Source organism: Opitutus sp. GAS368 (assembly GCF_900104925.1).
Taxonomy (GTDB): Bacteria; Verrucomicrobiota; Verrucomicrobiia; order Opitutales; family Opitutaceae; genus Lacunisphaera.
The window spans coordinates 343,567-363,929 of sequence record NZ_LT629735.1; the positions used below are offsets into that span (position 1 = coordinate 343,567).

The window sequence follows — 20,363 nt, forward strand, 5'->3', positions numbered from 1 at the left end:
CGACCACACTTGCAGGTCGATTATCCTTACCAGTCTTCCACGATCAATCCGGGAACACGGCGGAACTCCCCAACGTTGCCGGTGACGACGCAGGCCCCAAGTGAAAGCGCCTGGCCGGCAAGCAAGGCGTCGTAAGCCCCGATTGGCTGCGCGTTGGGCTTCAGCGTCGCCAGGTAGGCGCGCACGTTGCCGGCGTATATCGCCGCTTCTGCGTCAAACGGGGCCACATCGGGCAGAACCCTGCGGAGCTGGGCCACGCGCTCACGATGCGCAGGTTTGCCGGATTTCGCGGCACCATATTCGAGTTCGCTCAGGACAATGGCCGAAATCCGGCAAAAAGGCAGTTCAGCGCTGAGCCGGTCCCGGAGGGCTTCGTTAGCCTCGCCACCGCGCAGGAAGCGCGAGAACACGTTTGTGTCCGGCAGGTAGATCATGGCCGCAAGCGCTCAGGACTCGCGGGATGGGAAATCAGGAGCCGAACCGAACAGTGCGGACAATCCCTTGCGGCGCTTGGCCAGCTCGACCGGATCGGTGGCGACAAAGCCCGAGGCCGTGGGGGTGAGCGCGAAGGTTTTGCCAACGGGAACCTTCAAACCGGCCGGCAGACGCAGCGCGGCGGAGTTGCCCGATTTGAATACCTTGCCCATCGGAACGCCGATCGATTTCGGGACACTTGCGTGCCTTGATTTGGGGTGGAGGATAGCGTTTCTCATTGTATCTACACCGTATATCCTTGGATCGGCGGCGCAAGCAAAACCTGCTCCTTGGCTGGATATTTCCCTGGCGGAGCCCCCCGCGAGCATCCCGGCATATGTGTTCTGGAATTGCGGTATTTCGGAACGTCCTTTGCCAGGACGTGTTTGCAAAATGCCTTGACTGCTCAATCTGGCGCTCAATCCGTCACTTTCGCTACCGGTCATCCTGAGCTGCGCGAAGAATCCAGCAGGATTCGCGCGTACCTCTGGATCCTTCGCCCGGCTCAGGATGACAATCAGAGGATTTTGCAAAAACGCCTTAGGCCTGTAGCGGCGGTCGGTGACCGCCGCTACAGTCCCGATCCAGGCCACTTCGCTCTTGCCGCTGCCGGCCGGGGCCGCAACATGGCCGCACTATGTCCGGTGGCTCCCCTGAATCCTCTGGTACGGAATATTACATCCGCGGTCTCAACGACACCGAAGCGCGCGGCCCCTTCTCCATGGAGCAGCTGCGCTCGCTCACCGAGAGCAGCGACCCGGCCAAGAACGTCACCCCCGAGACCTATTTCTACGACGCCACCTCCGAGCAGTGGCTGCAGATCGGCACGCACGAGCACCTGAAGAGCGCCCTCTGGCCCGAGAAGAAGAAAATGGGCTTCAAGCAGAAGGAATTCAAGGCGGTCAACGAGGAGAAGACCGACAGCGCCCCCGCCATCACGGTGCAGGAGTTCCTCGCCGCGGCCGAGGGCCGGACCGACGAGACCAAGGGCAAGAAGGACAAGTCCGAGCAGATGATGAAGGCCGCGCAGTGGGGCACCCGCAGCGCCGCCGTCATCTCCCTGCTCAGCGCCGTCGCGCTGATCCTGCCCAGCATCGACCTGGTGCTCGCCATGGACATGGCCAAGCTCGCCGACAAGCCGTTCGTCTACCTCGGTTTCGTCGACGCCGTCATCGGCCTCCTGCTCTTGCTCGGCGTCATCACCATCTATCCCTTTGTGCGCTTCCGGGCGGTGTTCGGCCTCGGCTTCCTCGGCTTCCTGTTCATGACGCAGGGGCAGGTCACGCCGATGATCGCCGTGGCGGCCGGCTCGACCGGGCTGTATTTCTGCACGATCTTCCTGAGCCTCATCCCGCTCGCCGTGGCGGCGCTGGTCGGCCTGGGTGGCATGGCGATGCTCGCCACCCTGTCCTACTCCTGAGCGCGCCCCGGCTCGCCCGGTCCCGCCATGCCGCTGCCTACGCTCCTGCCCCGGCTCCGGCAGCTCTGGGCCCATGACATCTGGGCCGCCGGCCTGATCCGCGAGCGCACGCTGAAGAGCCGCCTGTTCGCGCTGCTGCGCATCGCCTCCATCACGCTCTCCGGCCTGCATGAGATGCACGTGGCCATCCGCGCCGCCGCGCTCAGCTACAGCTCGCTGCTCGCCCTCGGCCCGCTGGTGGCCATCGCCGTCCTCATCTCCGGCTTCACCCTCGGCAACCAGGATCCCGCCCTCGCGGCGCAGGGGATCAACCGCGTCATCAGCTTCATCGCGCCGCAGGTGGCCCAATACGACAAGGCCGACCAGCAGGAGCACGCCCGCGACAAGGCCCTGGCGGCCAACCCCGCGGCCTCCGCCTCCGCCGCGGCCGCCCCGGTCGCCACGCCCGAGATGGTGCAGCTGCTCAACAATTTCATCGCCAGCTCCCGCTCCGGCACGGCCGGCCTCATCGGCATCCTCACGCTGTTCATCATCGTCATCGGTCTCTTCACGACGATCGAGAACACCTTCAACGACATCTGGGGCGTGCGCCGCGGCCGGAGCCTGCTGGCCCGCATCGTCTATTACTGGAGCGTCATCACGCTCGGCGCCCTGCTCTTCTTCACCTCGCTCACGCTGCTCTCCGCCGGTGCCTTCCTGAATGTCTTCTTTGAGAAAATTCCGCTCGGCGCCCAGCTGAAGAGCTTCTTCGTCTGGCTGCTGCCGTCGGGGTCGGTGCTGCTGCTGGTCTTCATCCTGACGCTGTTCTACCGGCTCGTGCCGCACACCCGCGTGCGCTGGGGGGCGGCGCTCCTCGGCGCCGTCGTCGTCACGGTCCTGCTCTTCCTCAACAACTACCTCGCCTTCCTTTATTTCAAGCGCGTCGTCCTCTCCAAGAGCCTCTACGGCTCCGTCAGCATCATGCCGATCCTGATGATCGGCCTCTACATCTTCTGGTTCTTCGTGCTCGTGGGCGGGCAGATCACCTATGCCGTGCAGAACGTCCGCTACCGCAGCAGCCAGACCGCCTGGCACAGCCTCAACCACGCCACGCGCGAGAGCATGTCGCTGGTCGTGCTCCTGCTCATCGCCCGCCGCTTCAAGGTCGCCGCCCCCGCCTACTCCGTCAGCGAGCTGGCCGGGCTCATCCGCGTGCCTGCGCAGATCCTCAACGAGAGCCTCAACCGCCTCTGCGACCTCAAGCTCGCCATCGAGCTGCCCCCGGCCGACGCCGCCGACCCCAACGATTTCCGCTACCAGCCCGCGCGCCCCTTGGAGCAGATCACGCTCGAGGAGTTCCGCCGCGCCTTCGAGAACTACGGCGAGGCCCCGACGGCCGGCCTGCTCGACAACGTGGATCCCGTCCTCGCCCTCTACCATGAGCGCATCGCCCAGGCCCTGCCCGCCGCCCTCGGCGGCCGGACCCTGGACGAACTCATCAGTGAACTCGCGCCGAGCAAGACCTACGCTCCGTTCCCGGTGAAGGGGTCGTAGTTTCCCGGCGATCCGCGCCGGCAGTTCCCGCGCGCAATTACGCCCTGAAATCAGGTTATTTGGCCAACTGGGCCGGCCGGGCCGCTCCGCTATAGTGGCTGGTGCACCCACGCCGGCATGAGTCCCTCCACGATTCTTTGCATTGAGGATAACGCCCTGCTGCTCGACTTCCTGGTCCTCAAGCTGGAGCAGGTTGTGTCCGGACCGGCGGTGATTGTCGGCGCAGGCAGCGGGAGAGCCGGACTGGAACTCGCCCGCGAGCACAAGCCGGACGTGGTGATCCTCGAGCTCCGCCTGCCGGACATGAACGGCTTCCAGGTGGCCGCGGAGCTGGCCGGACTGAGACCGGCCCCGCGGGTGCTGGTCGTGACCTCATCGGCTCCCGACACCGTGCTGAGCCGGATCACCAACAGTCCCATTCACGGCTTCCTCCTCAAATCCTCCGCGCGCGACAGCGAGCTGGCCCTGGCCCTGAAGGAGCTGCTGTTCGGCCGGACGTATTTCCAACCCGCCGTGCTGACCGCCATCGCCCGCACCCGGCGGCAGCCGGATCATTTCTCAAAAATCCTTTCGGACCGCGAACTCGAACTGGTGCCTCTGTTCGGCTTCGGGTGGGCCCATGATAAAGTCGCCCGGCACGCCGGGCTCAGCCCCGCCACCGTGCGCACCCACCACCAGAACATCCTCGCCAAGCTCAACCTGCACGGCCGCGAGGAGCTGATGCGGTGGGCCATCAAGAAGGGGTTCACCGATTTCCGCTACGAACCCGGGGAGGCCGCATTGGGCTGTCTGGAGTAGGCGCCCGTGGACTGGAATGCGCTCCTGCCCCGCCGTCCTCGGCGGCCGGACCCTGGACGAACTCATCAGCGAACTCGAACCCAGTAAGACTTACGCTCCGTTTCCGGCCAAGAACCCGGCCTGAGGCAAAGGCGCTCAGGCCTGATGTTCCTTCTTGGTTCCTTCGGGCTTCCTTCTTGGATCCTCCTTGGATCCATACTGGATCTATACTGGATCCATACTGCATCCTTGCGCTATCCTTGCGCTATCCTTGTGGGTAGCTTCGGGGAACCTCCTTGCAAGCTGGTTGGATGCTGCGGGGTTCGGCCGGGTGGCGATCCCATTCGTCAGTCAGGGTAGAGCGGACGCCGGCGGGCGGCAACGTGTTTCGCAGCCTAAACCCAGGTGGTGTTTTGAGAACTGCGGCAAAGCGTTGACCTGCGGCTTGTCTATTTCCCAGAAACGATTTGAGGAGGAATATTGGCGGCTAGTTGAGGTTGCAGAAGGTTACCAGACGATCGCCTTAATGCTATGAAGATAGGTTAGCGGCCCGCTGAATTGAGAAATGCCCGAGTCAGGCCGGGGTGGTCAGATTCAAATTGACGCTTGTCGGGCGACTATTTTCTGGAGTGTTTCGCTCTGCAGCGTTGCGCAATGTCCGCGTGGCGCTGGCCATTCGGAGATGGACGAGCATTATATCGAGTCATGAACATCGAATACCGCACGCTCCGCGCCGACCACGCGTTGTCCATTGCCAAAAATACTCAAGTTACCGTCAACGCCCAACACGAAGTCGAATGGTCCGATGCCAATCATGGCATGAAGAACAGCAAGGTGACCCTCGTTGTGTGCGGTAACCTGACGGAAAAGGCACAATCCTATCCGGTCGAATGGAAATTCCCGGTCACCGATGAAGAGATTAAACAAATCGAAGATGGGATTCTGAAGGTCGGCGACGCAGTGCGGGCGAAACAAGAGGACTTCACGCCGCCGCTTGAATGGGAAACCCGTTGCGATGTGTTCCCGTGGTTGCGAATTGGGTTCATCCGCACGAGCGACAAAAACAAATATTTCGGTTATTTCGAGTTCAAGCGCGAGGAGCAGAAATTGCGGGCCTTAGTGGAAAACATCCCCGCGATGGAGCAATTGCGGCGAATCCTGATGCCATAGGTTTAGGCGTTCTCAATGCATGAGTCGCACTTCGTGTAGAATCATCCATAGGAGGATTAGGACTACGATAAGCTCAGTCATTGGCACCTTGGCGATTAGGAGCTTCACTATGGGCTTAATTTTCATGGGAATTGAGGGGCTGGTAAATAGGCGCGTTTTGTCAGGTCGCATTTAAGCTAGGGGCGATGTCCACCGACCAAGCAATAGGTTGTGTTTACCAAGAGGGGCGGTATGCACTCCGCGTAATAAATGCGGCGGACTGAACCCAGCCGTCAAATATCCGTAGTGTGCGCTCGTAAAACCTAACTCCGGTTAAAACGGCTGTTTGCCGGCAAACAACACCGTCCCTTTTACACTCAGCCTTCATGCCAAGGAGTTAGGGTATTTTAAACTGAGTCACACCCCCACCTGTTCGCCTGTTGACAGCGGCACCTCCATTTCTAGGTTCAGCCCCTTTCCCCCATGATTTCCTGGATCCAACGCTACTTTCAGAAGCACTTCCGCCTCGTCTTCGCCGTCATCCTGATCGCCGTGGCCCTGCCCATGGTCGTCATCTACAGCTCCTCCGGCGGCGGCGGCCGCAACGGTGCCAGCAAGCTCCTCGAGCGCCCCTTCTTCGGCCGCAACCTGGGCAACGCCGAGGAAACCCGCCGCATCTTCAACGACGCCACCTGGAGCATCCGCCTCAAGGCCGGCTACGACGCCCTCCAGAGCGCCCAGCTGCAGCAATACGCCCTCCAGCGCGTCGCCGGCCTCGCCCTGGCCGACGAACTCCACCTGCCCGTTCCCACCGCCGACCAGGTGGCCAAGTCCGTCGCCACCCTCCACGCCTTCCAGAACGAGCAGGGCCAGTTTGATGCGGCCCGCTACAGCCAGTTCGCCGACTCGCTCAAGACCCGCACCGACCTGACGGGCGCCGACGTCAACCGCATCCTGCGCGACGACGTCCGCCTTGAGGCCCTGTCCAAGCTCGTCGGCGGCCCGGGCTACGTCCTCCCCCGCGACATCAAGGAGCAGCTCAGCCTCGCCGACTCCATCTGGACCGTCCAGGTCGCCACGCTCGACTATGCCGCCTTCAACCCCGGCCTCAACCCGACCGACGAAACGCTGAAGAAATTTCATGCGGACAATGCCTTCCGCTACGACGTGCCCGCCCGCCCGCGTCTGAGCCTGGTCGAGTTCAAGGGCTCCGACTATCTCCCGTCCGTTTCCCCCACCGAGGCCGAGCTGCGCGCCGCCTACAATACCAACCCCGCCCGTTTCCCGGTCCCGGCCGACGCCGGCAAGAAGGACGACAAGCTCGCCGCGCCCGGCGCCACCGTGGACAATTTCCCCAAGGTCCGCGCGCAGGTCGAGGCCGCGCTCAAGATGGCCGTCGGCGCCCGCGGCGCCTCGAAGGCCGCGAACGACTTCGCCACCGCCCTTTACGACCGCAAGCTGGCGGCGAACTCGCCCGAACTGGCCGCCTTCCTCGCCGAGCAGCACCACCCGGCCAAGGCCGTCGCCCCCTTCGCCCCCGATCAACCGCCGGCCGACATGCCCTGGCTCGCCAATTACGCCGAGCCCATCTCCCGCCTGAGCCAGGAGCGCCACTTCTCCGACCCGCTGCCCACGACCGACAGCTTCGTCATCCTCCTGTGGAACGAAAACCTGCCCGGCTACAAGCCCCTGTTCGCGGAAGTGCGCGAGCGTGTGCTGGCCGACTACAAGGACAGCGAGAAGCGGAAGCTCTTCATCGCCCGCGGCCAGGCCCTCCGCACGCAGCTCCAGGCCGCCGCCAAGACCGCCCCCGCCAATTTTGCCACGGCCGCCGCCACTGAGAAGCTCGAGGTCAAGAGCTACGCCGGCTTCACCCTCCGCGCGCCGCCGCAGGACATTCCCTACCTGGCGTTCGGTGCCCTGCAGCAGGGCCTCGAGGCCGGCCAGGTCTCCGAGATGGTGGCCGACGCCGAGAAGGGCTACCTCGTCTTCGCGCAGGAAAAGAAGCTGCCCGACCTCACGCCCGCCAATCCGCGCTATGCCGAGCTCCAGCAGCAGATGATGGCCCGCACCGCCAACAGCAACAGCAGCGTGTATCTCGGCGGTCTGGTGGAGGCCGAGCTCAAGAAATCCGAGCCGGCCAACGCGGCCCGTCCCTGAGTCCGGCCCGGGATGCGCCGCTCATCCTGTCATAACGCCGCCCCTCTATTCCTCTCGTGCCACCGCCCCGCGGTGGCATTTTCTTTCCTGAAACCACTCCGGATCGCCACCGTCACAAAAAAGCTCAAACTTTTGCCCAGTTTCGCGTGTTCTACCGCTGTCCCCGTCCCACCCTTCTCATGACCATCCTCCCCCGCCGCCTCACCGCCGCCTCGCTGGCCGCCCTGATTGCCTGCTCGGCCGCGTTCGCCCAGGACAGCGCCCCTTCTACCGCGCCCGCCGCCGCCTCCGCCCCCCGCCTTTCCCTGGAGGAATGCGTGGCCCGGGCGCTCGACAAGAACTTCGCCGTGCGCATCCAATCCTTCGCCGTGCAGCAGGCGCAGGACTCGGTCATCATCTCGAAGGCCGCTTACGACCCGCTGTTCGGCTCCAACTGGCAGAAGGCCGTCCAAGAGAGCCCCAGCGCCCTCTTCTCCACGACCACGGGGCTCGGCGGCGCCAAACCCCAGACCGACAACCAGTCGACCTCCTTCTCGCTGACCCAGCCCGTCATCACGGGTGGCACCCTGACCGCCAACTACAGCCTCGCCCGGAACGCCAGCAACACCGTGCAGGCCCTCATCAATCCGAGCTACAACGGCCTGGTCTCGCTGAACCTCAGCCAGCCCCTGCTCCAGGGCGCCGGCGTCGACTACAACCGCGCCACCATCCAGATCGCCCAGCTCGGTGAAAGGGTCGCCAACCTCAACCTCAAGAGCTCCGTCCTCACCACCATCCTCAACGTCGAGACCGCCTACTCCAACCTGGCCTTCGCCCGCGAGCAGTATGTGGTCGGCCAGGACGCCGTGAAGCTCGCCCAGCAGCTGCTCGACGAGAACCTCTTCAAACGCCAAACGGGCGTGCTCACCGACCTCGACGTCGTCCAGGCCCAGGCCGGCCTCGCGACCGCCCAGAGCGCGCTCATCGGGTTCAAGCGGACCATGGAAAACGCCGAGGACACCCTGCTTCAGGCGCTCGGCGAGCGCGAGTTCACCACCCCGGTCGGCCACGTCGAGTTCCCTCCCGTCCCGGCGACCGCCCCCAACTTTGCCGGCTCCTACAAGCTTGCCCGCGACAACGGTCCGAATCTCGCCGTCTTCGCCGCCACGATCGAGCAATACAAGCTCACCGCCCTCCGGGCCAGGCGTAACACCCTGCCCTCGCTGAACGCCATTGCCGGCGGCAGCTACAGCAGCGCGGAGCATTCCTACGGCGACGCCAATTCCTCCGTCTGGTCCGGCCCGGGCTACAACTGGAACGTGGGCCTGGCCGTCAGCGTGCCCATCGGCCTCCGCGCCGCCCGGGCGCAATACCGCCAGGCGCTGGCCAACGTCCAGAGCGAACAGGTCGCCTATGATCAGGCCGACCAAAACCTGCTGGTGCAGGTGCGCGCGGCTGTCCGCGCCGTCCAGTCCAGCCAGGAGGGTGTCGCGGCCGCCATCCAGACCACGCTCCTGAGCCAGAAACAGAACGAGCTTCAGAAGGCCAAGTTCGACGCCGGCGTCGCGACCAGCTACGATGTGCTGCAGGCGCAGAATCAGCTCGAAAATGCCCGCCTCACGCAGCTCCAGGCGGAGGTCGGCCTGCGCAACGCGCTCGCCAGCCTGCGCTTTCTCGAGGGCACCTCGCTTGATCTCTACCGCGTGAACCTGACCGCCAAGTAAAAACCCCCGGCAAGCCCCGGGGCCTTGGCTCAATCCCACCCGGGCTCGCCCGCGCTCCAGTTCTTCCCATGCTGGAGCCACGGCGACCTCGCCGTGGTCTTTCCCCTCATGCAAGCCGGAGCAAGCGCCGGAGTATTGAATCAAGGCGGACCGCCGGTCCATTTAGGCCATACGGCTTAACCTAATACCCTTGTCGCCCCCCGGCGGCAGGGGTTTTTCTTTGGTCACCCCCGCCCCATGCAGTTTAAGACCATCATCGAGCCGTTCCGCATCAAGACGGTCGAACCGATCCGCTTCACCACCCGCGAGCAGCGCGCCGCCGCCCTGGAGGCCGCGCACCTCAATCTCTTCCGCCTCAAGGCCGAGGATGTCATCATCGACCTCCTGACCGACTCCGGCACCGGGGCGATGTCCGCCGCCCAGTGGGCCGGCATGATGCAAGGCGACGAATCCTACGCCGGCGCCCGCTCGTTCTTCCGCTTTGAGTCGGCGGTGCGCGATGTCACCGGCTACCGCCACATCATCCCCACGCACCAGGGGCGCGCGGCCGAGCGGATCCTGTTCGCGAGCGCCTGCCGGGCCGGCGACATCGTGCCGAACAACACGCACTTCGACACCACGCGCGCCAACCTCGAGGCCGTCGGCGTCACGGCGCTCGACCTGCGCTGCCCCGAGGCGACGCAGCCGTCGCTGGTCGCGCCGTTCAAGGGCAACATCGACCTGGTCGCGCTCGAGCGCTGTCTGACCGAGCACAAGGGCCGCGTGCCGTTCGCGATGATCACCATCACGAACAATTCCGGCGGCGGCCAGCCGGTCAGCCTCGCCAACATCCACGGCGCGTCCGCCCTCTGCAAGGCGCACGGCGTGCCGCTCATCCTTGACGCCTGCCGCTTTGCCGAAAACGCCTGGTTCATCAAGCAGCGCGAGCCCGGCCAGGGCAACCGCACCCCCGCCGCCATCGCCCGCGAGGCGTTCGACTGCGCCGACGGCTGCACCATGTCGGCCAAGAAGGACGGCTTGGTGAACATCGGCGGCTTCCTCGCGCTGAACAACGACGCCCTCGCCGCCAAGTGCCGCAACAACCTGATCCTCACCGAGGGTTTCCCCACCTACGGCGGCCTCGCCGGCTACGACCTCGAGGCGCTGGCCGTCGGCATCAAGGAAGTGCTCGACGAGGACTACCTGCGCTACCGCATCCGCTCCGTCGCCTACCTGGGGGACAAGCTCACCGCCGCCGGCGTCCCGATCGTGCAGCCGCCCGGCGGCCACGCCATCTACATCGACGCGAAGGCCCTGCTGCCGCACATCCCGCCGGCGGAGTTTCCCGCCTGGGCCCTGTCGCTCGCGCTTTACCTCGAGGGCGGCGTGCGCTCCGTGGAGATCGGTTCGGTCATGTTCGGCCGCCAGCCCGACGGCACCGAGCGGCCCGCCGCCATGGAACTGGTGCGGCTCGCGTTCCCGCGCCGGGTCTACACCCAAAGCCACGTGGATTACCTCGCCGAGGTGATCCTGCACGTGCACGGCCTGCGCGACCGCCTCCGGGGCGTGAGGCTGACGGAAGCCCCCGAGCAGCTCCGGCATTTCACGGCTAAATTCGCCCCGATCGGTGGCCGGCTTTTGGTGGACTAATTGCGCCGGCCACTTTTGCTGGCCGCATGCGATCTGAGCTCAAATACGGCCTCATCAGCGGCGCGGGCCTCTGCCTGTGGATCACGCTGGAGTATCTGTTCGGCTTCCACACCACGCGGCCGGAGATCGGGGCCTACACCGGCTTGCTCTCCAACCTGGTGCCGCTGACGACGCTGTTCCTGCTGCTGCGGGCCAAGCGCGCCGCGGTCTACGACGGCCGGCTCAGCCTGGGGGCCGGCATCTGGGCCGGTGTCTTCGCCTCGTTCGTGGCCGCCCTGCTCGTCTACAGCTTCCTCGTCACCTACAGCCACTTCATCAACCCGACCTGGATCGACCAGGTGCTGGAAGCCAAGGTCGCGCAGCAGCGCGCCGCCCACGTGTCGGAGGCCATCATTCAGGAAGGCATCACCGCCACCCGTGACGCCTATACCCCCGGCGGCCTGGTGCTCACGATCATCGTCGGCATGACGCTCATGGGCGGGCTGGCCTCCGTCGGCCTGACGCTGCTGGTGCGCCAGCTGCCCCACCGCCCGGCCTGATCATGTAGGAGCCTGCTTGCAGGCGATCTTCGGCGTAATCGCCTGCAAGCAGGCTCCTACAATCGAAGGCATACTGCCTGGCAAAATCTAGACGAACAGGTCCCCGACCTGCACCGTGGCGGCCGCGACCTGCCGGTGCTCCGGCAGCTGGGTCTTGAACCACGTGCGCTGCTTCTTCACCAGCGCGCGAGTGTTCTTCACGATGGCTGCGGCGAGCTCCGGCTCCGGCAGCCGGCCCTCGATGAAATCAATGGTCTCGCGGTAGCCGATGGCACCGGCCGCGCTGGGATTGTCCTTCAATCCCTGCGCCAGCAACCCGCGCACCTCGGCCACCAGCCCGGCGGCCAGCATCGCGGCCACGCGCTGGGCAATGCGCTGGTCCAGTTCGGCCGGCTCGCGCACCAGCTCGCAAAGCTTGACCGTGCAATCCGCGAACGGCGCCGGCTGGGCGTCGAAGTCGGCCTGCAACGCCGCCAGCGTCCGGCCCGAAGCCCGGCAGCGCTCCAACGCCCGCAGCACCCGCCGTGGATTCTGCACGTCCAGCGCGCCCAGCCCCGCCGGGTTCAGCCGCCCCAGTTCGGCCACCAGCGCCGCGAGCCCGGCTTGCTCCAGTCTGGCGCGCAGTTCCGTCCGCAACCCGGCCGGCACGGCGACCTCGTCCGCCACCGGGGCGAAGAACGCCTTCAGATAAAATCCGCTCCCGCCCGTCACCAGCACCTTGCGCCCGCGCCGCATGATATCGTCGACCGCCACCCGGGCCTTGGTAACGTAATGCGTTACGTCCATCCGCTCCGTGAGCCCGCAGCTGTCGATCAGGTGATGCGGCACGCGGGCCAGTTCCGCCGGAGCGGGCTTGGCCGTGCCGATGTCCGCCCCGCGGTAGAAGAGCAGCGAGTCGCACGACACGATCTCGGCGCCGTTCGCCTCCGCCCAGCGCAGGGCCAGCTCGGTCTTGCCGACGGCGGTGCAACCGGTGAGGACGTGAAGGGTGCGTGACATCGCGCCAGTGGAAGCGGGTGTGTCGGAATTGTCACAAGAAAAATCCGTGCAATCCGGACCATCCGTCGCTTTTCTCCGAGACCGCCTTTGAAAGCCCGGTTCATCTTCAACCCCTATTCCGGCCGGAATCGGCGCAATCCCTACCTGCGCGACCGGGCCGCCACTTTCATCAAGGAGCGCCGCCTTGACGCCACCGTCGTCGACACCGAGCGGCCGCGCCACGCCACCGAGCTGGCCCGGCAGGCGGTCGACGAGGGTTGCGGCTTGGTCGTGGCCATCGGCGGGGACGGCACCATGAACGAGGTGGCCACGGCGCTGGTGGACACGCCGGCCGTCTTCGGCCTCATCCCCTGCGGCTCGGGCAACGGCCTCGGCCGGCACCTCGGCATCCGCCAGCCCGGCCACGGCGCCTTCCGGACGCTGCTCGACGGCCGGCCGATGCCGATCGACACCGGCCTGGTGAACGGTTTCGCCTTTTTCAATGCCATGGGTCTCGGTTTCGAGGCGGATATCGCCGTGCGTTTCAGCCGCCAGACGAACCGCGGCCTCGCCGGCTACATCCGGGTCGGCTTTCCCTCGTTCTTCGCCCACCAGCCCGAGCGCTGCACGGTGCGGCACGCCGGCGGCACCGCCGAGGTCGACGCCTTCACCCTCGCGGTCATGAACTCCGACCAATACGGCAACGATGCCCGCGTGGCGCCCGGGGCGAAGCTGGACGACGGCCGCTTCGAGCTGATCAGCGTGCCGCAGGTCGGCTTTCTCGGCGCGTGCGGCATGCTCTACCGGCTGGGCACCGACAGCTTCGACCAAGTCAAGGCGGTCACCCGCTTCAGCGGCGCGGAATTTGTCATCGAACGCACCAAGCCGGGCTGGATCCACACCGACGGCGAGCCCCGCGCCACCACCTCGAAGCTGGAAATCACCCTGAAGCCGCGGAGTCTGCGGATCATGGTGCCGGCGGAAGCATGATTGGGTGTAGGTCGGCTCTTTATGCCCGGCAGGTTTCCCTCGTGTCGGGCGTAAAGCCCGACCTGCAAAGAAATCACCCTACTTGAACGGAATCACCGTGCCGTCGGCCATCACGATCCGGTTGCGGCCGCCTTTCTTCGCGGCGTAAAGCGCCTTGTCCGCCACCCCCACCAAATCGGTGGCGCTGGTCGCATCGCCGATGCTCGTGGCGACACCCGCACTCAGCGTGACCTCGACGGTGAGATTCTTGCTCTCCACGAAACAAGGGGTCTCGGCCAGCAGCACGCCCAACCGCTTGATGTGCTCGGCGGCGTTCTTGCCGTCGGTCTCGATCATGATGAGGGCGAATTCCTCGCCGCCGTAGCGGGCCACGCGGTCCACCGTGCGCACCTGGCCGGCGAGCAGGCTGGCCACATGGCGCAGCACCTCGTCGCCCACCTGGTGGCCGTGCGTGTCGTTGATCTTCTTGAAATGGTCGATGTCCACCATGACGAGGGCGAACGGGCGCTTGAACCGCACGCTGCGGTCCCACTCCTCGTTGAGGATGCGCGAGAACTCGCGGCGGTTGAGCAGGCGCGTGAGCTCGTCGCGCTGGGCCAGCTGGCGCAGCTGGGCGAGCGTCTCGCCGAGCTTCAGGGCGTAGCGGATCGAGCGCTCGAGCAGGCGGGGATTGATCGTGGCCTTGACCAGGTAATCCACCGCACCCGCCTCCATGGCGGCGATGTCCACCTCCTCGCTGTCGTCGGCGGTCAGGATGATGACCGGCGTCTCACCGCCGGCGATGCGGGCCTCGCGGAGCAGGGCCAGGCCGTCCTGGGCATCGAGCCGGTAGTCGAGCAGGCACACGGCGTATTTGCCGCTCAGGAGCTTCTTCAGCCCCTCGGCGTAGGTCTGGGCCCCGTCGAGCTCGAAGGCGCCGCCGCGGAAGTTTTGCACCAGCCCCTGCATCAGCCGCTGTTGCAGCCGGTCGTCATCGATCAGCAGGATCCGGCGGACTTTGGGCGGGATCGTGGTGGGCATGGCTCAGGCGGCACCCGCGACCAGGTCGGCCGCGGTGATGCGCAACCGTGCCGGCAAACCGGCCCGGTTGTCGAGATTCTCCTTGATGACGTTGACCAGCGCGCTGCCGACGACCACGCCGTCGGCGACCTTCGCCACCTGCTTGACCTGGTCGCGGGTGGAGATGCCGAAACCAACGGCCACGGGCAGCGCCGTGTGCTGGCGGATGCGGGCGACCGCCTCGGGGATGTTGGCGGCGACCTGGTCGCGCACGCCGGTCACGCCCTCGCGGGACACGTAATAGATGAAGCCGGTCGCGGCGGCGCCGATGCGGGGCAGCCGGCTGGCGGGCGTGGTCGGCGCCACGATGAAGACGGTCTTCAGGTCGTGCTTGGCGCAGGCGGCCAGCACCTCGTCGGCCTCCTCGGGCGGCAGGTCGAGGGTAAGCAAGCCGTCCACCCCGGCCTCCTTGGCGGCGCGCACGTAGTTTTCCACGCCGTTCGAGAAAACCAGGTTGTAGTAGGTGTAGAAGACGATCGGGACCTGGCTTTTCTCGCGGAGGCGTCTCACCAGCTCGAGCCCGCGCGCGGCCGTCATGCCGGCGTCGAGCGCCCGCTGCGCGGCGAGCTGGTTGGTGAGACCGTCGGCCAGCGGGTCGGAGAACGGCACGCCCAGCTCCAGCACGTCGGCGCCGGCATCCAGCACGGCCCGGCAGGCGGCCAGCGAGGTATCGAAGTCGGGATCGCCGGCACAGAGGTAGGCCACGAAAGCGGCGCGCTTTTCGCGGCGGGTGCGGGCAAAGGCCTGGGCGATGCGGTCCATGGAGAAACCGAGAGTCCGAAGACCGGCGGCGCGGGTCGAGCGAAAATTGGCGGATCGAGGATCAGTCCGCCAAGTATATCCGCCCGCCCTGTAGCGGCGGTCCAGTCCTAATCGAGGTCGAACTCCACCAGCACAGGCCGGTGGTCCGACAGGTAGCAGCGCACCACCTCGGCGTGCACGACCCGGCATTCCTGCGGGACGAAGACAAAATCGAGCGACAGGGCGGGCAGCGCCGCCGGGAAGGTGCGGCCGGTCTTGGGCAGCAGCGTGTAGTTGTTGGACTGCTCGCAAAAGCCCAGCAACATCGCCGTGGCATCGGGCTGGTGCGCGGGGTTGTTGAAGTCACCGCACAGGATCGGCGGCGCCACCCAATGGGCGCCGCGCGCGGCCGCGCGCTCCGTCATGAACTTCATGAGCAGGGCGGCCTGCCCCAGGCGCTGCTTCCGCGAGGCATGGTGGAGATGCAGGTTGATGAGGGGCAGCCTACGGCCGGCGGCCACCTCGGTCTCGATGAAGAGAAAGCCCTTGTCGCCCAGCGCGCGCCGGCCGAACGTCGTGGCCTCGGCGTGCATGATCGGCCAGCGCGAGAGCACGCCGTTGCCATAGTTGAGCGGATAGCGCCCGCCGCGCTCGTTGGTCAGCCCGATGGCCGTGAACGGCAGGCCGCAGTGCTCGCTCAGGAAGGTCAGGTGGTTGTAGCTCCCGTTCCAGCGGGAGTTCTCGTCGATCTCCTGCACGGCGACGAGGTCGGCCCTCACCTTCTTGATGAGGGTGGCGATCTTCAGGAGATTGCTCCTGATCTTGACCGCCGAGCGCAGGCTCTGGTGCACCGGCAGGGTGCCCCGGGCATGCGCCACGTTGAAGGTCAGTAAACGCATCCGGGGCATGGCCTTTAGCAAGGGGCGCCGGGTGGCCCCCGCAATGGCAAATGCACCGGAGAAATAGTTGACAGGAACCGGCCGGCTATGGATGTTCGCGCTCCCAATTTTACGGCGGTCATAGCTCAGCTGGTTAGAGCACAAGATTGTGATTCTTGGGGTCGCGGGTTCGAATCCCGTTGACCGCCCCAATTTCAAGCCAAAGCGGATCGGAAAAGTGACCGAAATGTAACCGTCCGCCCCTTGTCGTAAACCCCTGGCAAACTACCCTGCGGGGGCATGTCACCAGAAACTCTCCCCGTTCCGGAGTTGGACCGGGTTCAACCCCCGGCCGGCGTTCCCGACGAGGATCCTTCTCCGGCAAGCAAACTCAGCGAGCTGGTGCACCACCGGGATTGGGTTGATGCGCAAACCCCGCTCGCCGATGTCCAAAAGCTGTTTCAGGACCATCCCGGTGACTTCCGGGCCATCGTCGACCGGGGTGGTGTCGTCGGGCTTTGCTCGCGGGCGACGGTCGGTTTCATGCTGGGTTCACGTTACGGCTTCTCCCTCTACGGCAACAGCCCGGTCATGACGGCCCGGGCACCGCGCCCCCTGATTTACCGCCGGGATGCCTCCCTGCCCCGGGTGCTGGACGAGGCGCTTTCCCGACAAGGCTCGGAGTTTTTCGAGGACATCGTGCTGGTGGATGAACACGAGCGGCTCGTCGGCCTCGTGCCGGTGCCCAGCCTGGCGCGGCTGCAACTCAAGCTCTTCGGCGAGCAGCTGGCGCGCGTCACTTCGCAAGACGGGGAGTTGCGCGAGCAGAACCTTGCCTTGTTTCAGATCAACAACCAGCTCCGACAGTCGCAGGGTCGCTACAAGGCCCTCTTTGAGAACAATGCCTTGGGTGTGGCGCTGCTGGATCCGGACGGCGTCATTGTCGCGCACAACCGCCGCTTCGAGCAGCTGCTACAGCTGCAGGAGCGACCTCAGGCTTCGTTCCAGCTGGCAAGCTGGATGACGTCCTCCGCCCAGCAGTCATTCCGCCGGCTGCTCGCCGCCCACGAACGCGCCGCCCCGGACACCGAGCCTTCGGTCACCGAGGTCGTCTTTGAACTGCCCCGGGGCGCGCGCCGGTTCGAACTGCATTCCAGCTGGGTGGTCGAAACCGGGCAGATTTGCGTATTCTTCGAGGATGTCACCGAACAGCATCTGCTGAAACAGCGCATCGCCCGGCAGGAAAAACAGAACATGCTCGACACGCTCGTGGCCGGGGTGGCCCACGAACTGAACAACAAGCTGACCCCCGTGTTGGGCTTCGCCGACCTGCTGCAGTTGGTGGCCCCGGAGCCGATGCGGGCACATACCCTGTGCATCCGGCAAAGCGCGGCGGAAGCGGCCCAGATCATCCGCCAGCTGCTCAATCTTTCGCGCCCCGCCGGTGGCCAGGCCAACCCGGTCGAACTGGGCGGGCTTTGCCGGGAGGCGCTCCAGATGCTACGGTTCCAGCTGATGGAGACCCGTTGCGAGCAGCACCTGCACCTGCCGGTCGAGCCGGTTTGGGTGCGCGGGGATCCGGTCCAGCTGAAGCAGGTTCTGATCAATCTGGTCCTGAATGCCATGCACGCCATGGAGGGGGTGCCCCAACCGCAGATCACCCTGACACTGCAATCAGACGGAGCATCGGTCGTGTTGAGCGTGCGTGACGTCGGGTCGGGCATCAGTCCCGAAAACCTCAGCCGCATATTCGACCCGTTCTTCACAACCAAAGGTCCGCGAGGCACGGGGCTGGGGCTGAGCGTTTCCCTGGGCATCGTGCAGCAACACGGCGGGGAGATCACCGCTGAAAGCACGCCAGGCGAGGGTTCGACCTTTTCGATCCACTTGCCCGTCGGCCAGCCGCCTTCCGCTCTGCTGACGACCGCAGCAGAACCGGCCGAACCCGTCGCCCATCCCGGACCCAGCCGCCGGCGTGCGTTGGTGGTCGATGATGAGGAGTTTGTGCGACAATACATGCAGGAAGCCCTGAGGGTCTGTTTCAACTGCAGCGTGGAGGGGGTGCCTGATGGCCTCGAGGCCGTCGAGAAACTCCGGCGGGGCCATTACGACTTGATCCTCTCCGACATCCGGATGCCCCGGATGGACGGTTTTCAACTCCGCGCCTGGCTGGCGGAAAACCGCCCCGATTTGAGCGGCCGCCTGGTCTTTGTGACCGGGCACGCGGGTGCCGTCGATCTCGACCAGAATCTCGGCGGGCTGCCCCTGCCGGTGATTCGCAAGCCGTTCACCCTGGACACCATCGCCGCCATTTGCCGACCGATCCTTGAAAGCAGCTCGGAGTCTTTTGCCCCAATCGCCTGAGCTGACGACTTGGGTGTTGGTGCACCTCCGGTCGCCTAAGCGGACTATGCCGGCTGATTGACTGCTAGGTCGCGTCGTAACCTTTGTAAAAATCGCCTCGCCTCCGAACCGGCTTTGAATATTCGGTCAGGAGCATGATTTCCTTCAAGAAGCTTCTGGGTAAGGAAGAGAAGTTCTACGATCTGCTCGAGGCGAGCGCCGACGAGGCCCGTGTCAGCACCGACCTGCTGGTCAAAATCCTGAGCAACGACGGGTCCATGGCGGCCACCAACATCCACGACATCATTCAGACGCGCCGCAAGGACAAGCGCATCACCCAGGAAATCACCGAGGAGCTCTGCAAGACCTTCGTCACCCCGCTGGAGCGCGAGGACATCGAGGCCCTCTCCCTCGCCCTCTACCGCATCCCCAAGACCGTTGAGAAGATTGTCGAGCGCCTGACCATCTGCCCGGCCCGCGTCCCGCGCGAAAGCCTCCAGAAGCAGGTCGTCCTGCTCGAGCAGGCCGTCGAATCGGTCGTCGCCATGGTCAAGCAGCTCCGCAACGGCACGCAGGTCGAGCGCATCACCGACCACCACGCCAAGCTCCAGTTCGCCGAGGGCGAGGCGGACAAGGTCATGCTCGCACTGGTCAAGGACCTCTACAACGGCCCTTACGACGCCAAGGAGGTCTTCATCCTGATGGAACTCTATGATTTGGTGGAGACCGCCGTCGACCGGGCGCGTGACGCCGGCCAGGTGGTCTTCATGATCATGCTGAAATACTCGTGATTTACTGTCGCCGACACGCCGCGCTTGCCGGGCGACTGGCCCGGACAAACACCGGCCGGCCAGCAGGCCGGAACCGTGCAAGCCACCCCCGAGCCTCCGTGCCATGACCATCTTCCTGATCGTCCTCCTGACAGCACTGGTCTTCGAGTATATCAACGGCTTTCACGACGCCGCCAACGCCATCGCCACGGTCGTCTCGACCAAGGTGCTGACGCCCCGCCAGGCCATCGCGCTGGCCGCCGTCTTCAACCTGATCGGCGCCCTGATGGGCACCGCCGTGGCCAGCACCATCGGCAAGGGCCTGGTCGACACCAACGTTGTCACGATGATCACGATCTTTTCCGGCCTGGTCGGCGCCATCATCTGGAACCTCGTGACCTGGTGGTTCGGCCTGCCCTCCAGTTCCAGCCACGCGCTCATCGGCGGCCTCTGCGGCGCCGCGCTCGCCTCGGCCAACGACGACTGGAACGTGCTGAACTGGGCCACCGGCCTCTGGCCCAAGGTCGTGCTGCCCATGATCCTTTCCCCCCTCGCCGGGTTTTTCGGCGGCGCCCTCCTGATGTTCCTGCTCACGATGCTCATTCACCGGCTCCGGCCCCGGACGGTGAACAACGTGTTTGGCAAGCTGCAGCTCCTCAGCGCCGGGTTCATGGCGCACAGCCACGGCTCCAACGACGCGCAAAAGACGATGGGCATCATCGCCCTCGCCCTGTTCACCGGCACGAAGAGCGGCTCCTTCGACCAGCTGCCGGTGTGGGCCTCCTTTCTCCGCACCCCCGAGTTCGCGATCAACCAGTGGGTCATCATCACCTGCGCGCTCGTCATGGCCGCCGGCACGGCCGCGGGCGGGTGGCGCATCATCCGCACCCTGGGCCACAAGATGGTCAAGCTGCAGCCGGTGCACGGCTTCGCGGCCGAGACGACCTCCGCCCTGATCCTGCATTCCGCGTCGGTGGCGGGCATTCCCCTTTCGACGACCCACGCCATCACCACCTCGATCATGGGCGTGGGTGTCGCCAAGCGCGCCGGCGCCCTCAAGTGGAACGTGGTCGAGCGCATCCTCTGGGCCTGGGTCTTCACCCTGCCTGTCTGCGGCCTGCTCGGCTACCTGACCCAGCGCCTCTGCGGCGCGCTCGGCTACCACTGATCCGTGTAGGGGCGTGGCTTGACCACGCCCGGGCGCCGTCAAGCGGCGCCCC

The 20,363-nt window shown here is 65.5% G+C and carries 18 protein-coding genes and 1 tRNA gene; 13 read left to right on the forward strand and 6 right to left on the reverse strand.

The features are described 5' to 3' along the window. Positions 1-26: 26 nt before the first annotated feature. Positions 27-434: a PIN domain-containing protein gene (locus BLU29_RS01505; protein ID WP_091054818.1), complete on the reverse strand. Its 408-nt coding sequence runs from the start codon at positions 432-434 to the stop codon at positions 27-29. Positions 435-446: 12 nt separating this feature from the next. Next, positions 447-1,007 (reverse strand): hypothetical protein, encoded by a 561-nt coding sequence (locus tag BLU29_RS18490; protein ID WP_231962287.1) that lies wholly within the window; start codon positions 1,005-1,007, stop codon positions 447-449. A gap of 104 nt (positions 1,008-1,111) precedes the next feature. Between BLU29_RS18490 and BLU29_RS01515 the strand changes: the two genes are divergently transcribed. From BLU29_RS01515 to BLU29_RS01550, 8 genes are all read left to right on the forward strand, one after another. Next, on the forward strand, positions 1,112-1,894 hold the full coding sequence (locus tag BLU29_RS01515; protein ID WP_091054820.1) for a hypothetical protein: 783 nt from the start codon (positions 1,112-1,114) through the stop codon (positions 1,892-1,894). Between the two features lie 27 nt (positions 1,895-1,921). Further along, a complete protein-coding gene (locus BLU29_RS01520) occupies positions 1,922-3,427 on the forward strand; it encodes a YihY/virulence factor BrkB family protein (RefSeq protein ID WP_091054821.1) in 1,506 nt (501 codons plus the stop codon). Positions 3,428-3,544: 117 nt separating this feature from the next. Then, positions 3,545-4,225, forward strand: a complete 681-nt coding sequence (locus BLU29_RS01525) for a response regulator transcription factor (protein ID WP_091054822.1) — start codon at positions 3,545-3,547, stop codon at positions 4,223-4,225. A gap of 684 nt (positions 4,226-4,909) precedes the next feature. Continuing rightward, positions 4,910-5,374, forward strand: coding sequence for a hypothetical protein (locus tag BLU29_RS01530; protein WP_091054823.1), 465 nt, complete (start codon positions 4,910-4,912; stop codon positions 5,372-5,374). A 462-nt stretch (positions 5,375-5,836) separates the two neighbouring features. Beyond that, entirely contained in the window at positions 5,837-7,513 is a 1,677-nt protein-coding gene (locus tag BLU29_RS01535; protein ID WP_091054824.1) for a SurA N-terminal domain-containing protein, read from the forward strand. Positions 7,514-7,692: 179 nt separating this feature from the next. Then, on the forward strand, positions 7,693-9,216 hold the full coding sequence (locus BLU29_RS01540; protein WP_091054825.1) for a TolC family protein: 1,524 nt from the start codon (positions 7,693-7,695) through the stop codon (positions 9,214-9,216). Between the two features lie 237 nt (positions 9,217-9,453). Continuing rightward, on the forward strand, positions 9,454-10,845 hold the full coding sequence (locus BLU29_RS01545; RefSeq protein ID WP_091054826.1) for a tryptophanase: 1,392 nt from the start codon (positions 9,454-9,456) through the stop codon (positions 10,843-10,845). Positions 10,846-10,871: 26 nt separating this feature from the next. Further along, positions 10,872-11,384, forward strand: a complete 513-nt coding sequence (locus tag BLU29_RS01550) for a DUF4199 domain-containing protein (RefSeq protein WP_091054827.1) — start codon at positions 10,872-10,874, stop codon at positions 11,382-11,384. An 87-nt stretch (positions 11,385-11,471) separates the two neighbouring features. Here the strand turns inward: BLU29_RS01550 and miaA are convergent, their stop codons facing one another. Beyond that, complete coding sequence (miaA, locus tag BLU29_RS01555; RefSeq protein ID WP_091054828.1) at positions 11,472-12,383, reverse strand: tRNA (adenosine(37)-N6)-dimethylallyltransferase MiaA; 912 nt, start codon at positions 12,381-12,383, stop codon at positions 11,472-11,474. Between the two features lie 87 nt (positions 12,384-12,470). Here miaA and BLU29_RS01560 point away from each other — a divergent pair, with 87 nt between their 5' ends. Next, a complete protein-coding gene (locus BLU29_RS01560) occupies positions 12,471-13,352 on the forward strand; it encodes a diacylglycerol kinase family protein (RefSeq protein ID WP_157693550.1) in 882 nt (293 codons plus the stop codon). 78 nt (positions 13,353-13,430) lie between these two features. On the opposite strand, the gene BLU29_RS01565 is transcribed toward BLU29_RS01560, so the two are convergent. From BLU29_RS01565 to BLU29_RS01575, 3 genes are all read right to left on the reverse strand, one after another. Next, positions 13,431-14,372 carry a diguanylate cyclase gene (locus BLU29_RS01565; protein ID WP_091054830.1) on the reverse strand — a complete coding sequence of 314 codons (942 nt, stop codon included), beginning with the start codon at positions 14,370-14,372 and terminating at the stop codon, positions 13,431-13,433. Positions 14,373-14,375: 3 nt separating this feature from the next. Then, entirely contained in the window at positions 14,376-15,173 is a 798-nt protein-coding gene (trpA, locus tag BLU29_RS01570) for a tryptophan synthase subunit alpha (RefSeq protein WP_091054831.1), read from the reverse strand. A 107-nt stretch (positions 15,174-15,280) separates the two neighbouring features. Continuing rightward, on the reverse strand, positions 15,281-16,051 hold the full coding sequence (locus BLU29_RS01575) for an endonuclease/exonuclease/phosphatase family protein (protein ID WP_157693551.1): 771 nt from the start codon (positions 16,049-16,051) through the stop codon (positions 15,281-15,283). A gap of 114 nt (positions 16,052-16,165) precedes the next feature. Here BLU29_RS01575 and BLU29_RS01580 point away from each other — a divergent pair. The 4 genes from BLU29_RS01580 (at position 16,166) to BLU29_RS01595 (ending at position 20,311) form a co-directional block, all read left to right on the forward strand. Beyond that, positions 16,166-16,242: transfer RNA gene (locus BLU29_RS01580), tRNA-His, on the forward strand. 118 nt (positions 16,243-16,360) lie between these two features. Next, a complete protein-coding gene (locus tag BLU29_RS01585; RefSeq protein WP_172830182.1) occupies positions 16,361-18,394 on the forward strand; it encodes an ATP-binding protein in 2,034 nt (677 codons plus the stop codon). Between the two features lie 134 nt (positions 18,395-18,528). Further along, positions 18,529-19,164, forward strand: coding sequence for a DUF47 family protein (locus BLU29_RS01590; RefSeq protein WP_091054834.1), 636 nt, complete (start codon positions 18,529-18,531; stop codon positions 19,162-19,164). A gap of 103 nt (positions 19,165-19,267) precedes the next feature. Then, positions 19,268-20,311, forward strand: coding sequence for an inorganic phosphate transporter (locus BLU29_RS01595; RefSeq protein ID WP_091054835.1), 1,044 nt, complete (start codon positions 19,268-19,270; stop codon positions 20,309-20,311). Positions 20,312-20,363 lie beyond the last annotated feature (52 nt).

What these genes read in the sequence shown, in the direction of transcription:
- BLU29_RS01595 (WP_091054835.1), top strand. Translation starts at nt 19,268, where the DNA reads ATGACCATCTTCCTGATCGTCCTCCTGACAGCACTGGTCTTCGAGTAT.
- BLU29_RS01530 (WP_091054823.1), top strand. Translation starts at nt 4,910, where the DNA reads ATGAACATCGAATACCGCACGCTCCGCGCCGACCACGCGTTGTCCATT.
- trpA (WP_091054831.1), bottom strand. Translation starts at nt 15,173, where the DNA reads ATGGACCGCATCGCCCAGGCCTTTGCCCGCACCCGCCGCGAAAAGCGC.
- BLU29_RS01565 (WP_091054830.1), bottom strand. Translation starts at nt 14,372, where the DNA reads ATGCCCACCACGATCCCGCCCAAAGTCCGCCGGATCCTGCTGATCGAT.
- BLU29_RS01505 (WP_091054818.1), bottom strand. Translation starts at nt 434, where the DNA reads ATGATCTACCTGCCGGACACAAACGTGTTCTCGCGCTTCCTGCGCGGT.
- BLU29_RS01535 (WP_091054824.1), top strand. Translation starts at nt 5,837, where the DNA reads ATGATTTCCTGGATCCAACGCTACTTTCAGAAGCACTTCCGCCTCGTC.
- BLU29_RS01520 (WP_091054821.1), top strand. Translation starts at nt 1,922, where the DNA reads ATGCCGCTGCCTACGCTCCTGCCCCGGCTCCGGCAGCTCTGGGCCCAT.
- BLU29_RS01515 (WP_091054820.1), top strand. Translation starts at nt 1,112, where the DNA reads ATGTCCGGTGGCTCCCCTGAATCCTCTGGTACGGAATATTACATCCGC.
- BLU29_RS01525 (WP_091054822.1), top strand. Translation starts at nt 3,545, where the DNA reads ATGAGTCCCTCCACGATTCTTTGCATTGAGGATAACGCCCTGCTGCTC.
- BLU29_RS01540 (WP_091054825.1), top strand. Translation starts at nt 7,693, where the DNA reads ATGACCATCCTCCCCCGCCGCCTCACCGCCGCCTCGCTGGCCGCCCTG.
- BLU29_RS01575 (WP_157693551.1), bottom strand. Translation starts at nt 16,051, where the DNA reads ATGCGTTTACTGACCTTCAACGTGGCGCATGCCCGGGGCACCCTGCCG.
- miaA (WP_091054828.1), bottom strand. Translation starts at nt 12,383, where the DNA reads ATGTCACGCACCCTTCACGTCCTCACCGGTTGCACCGCCGTCGGCAAG.
- BLU29_RS01545 (WP_091054826.1), top strand. Translation starts at nt 9,454, where the DNA reads ATGCAGTTTAAGACCATCATCGAGCCGTTCCGCATCAAGACGGTCGAA.
- BLU29_RS01590 (WP_091054834.1), top strand. Translation starts at nt 18,529, where the DNA reads ATGATTTCCTTCAAGAAGCTTCTGGGTAAGGAAGAGAAGTTCTACGAT.
- BLU29_RS01550 (WP_091054827.1), top strand. Translation starts at nt 10,872, where the DNA reads ATGCGATCTGAGCTCAAATACGGCCTCATCAGCGGCGCGGGCCTCTGC.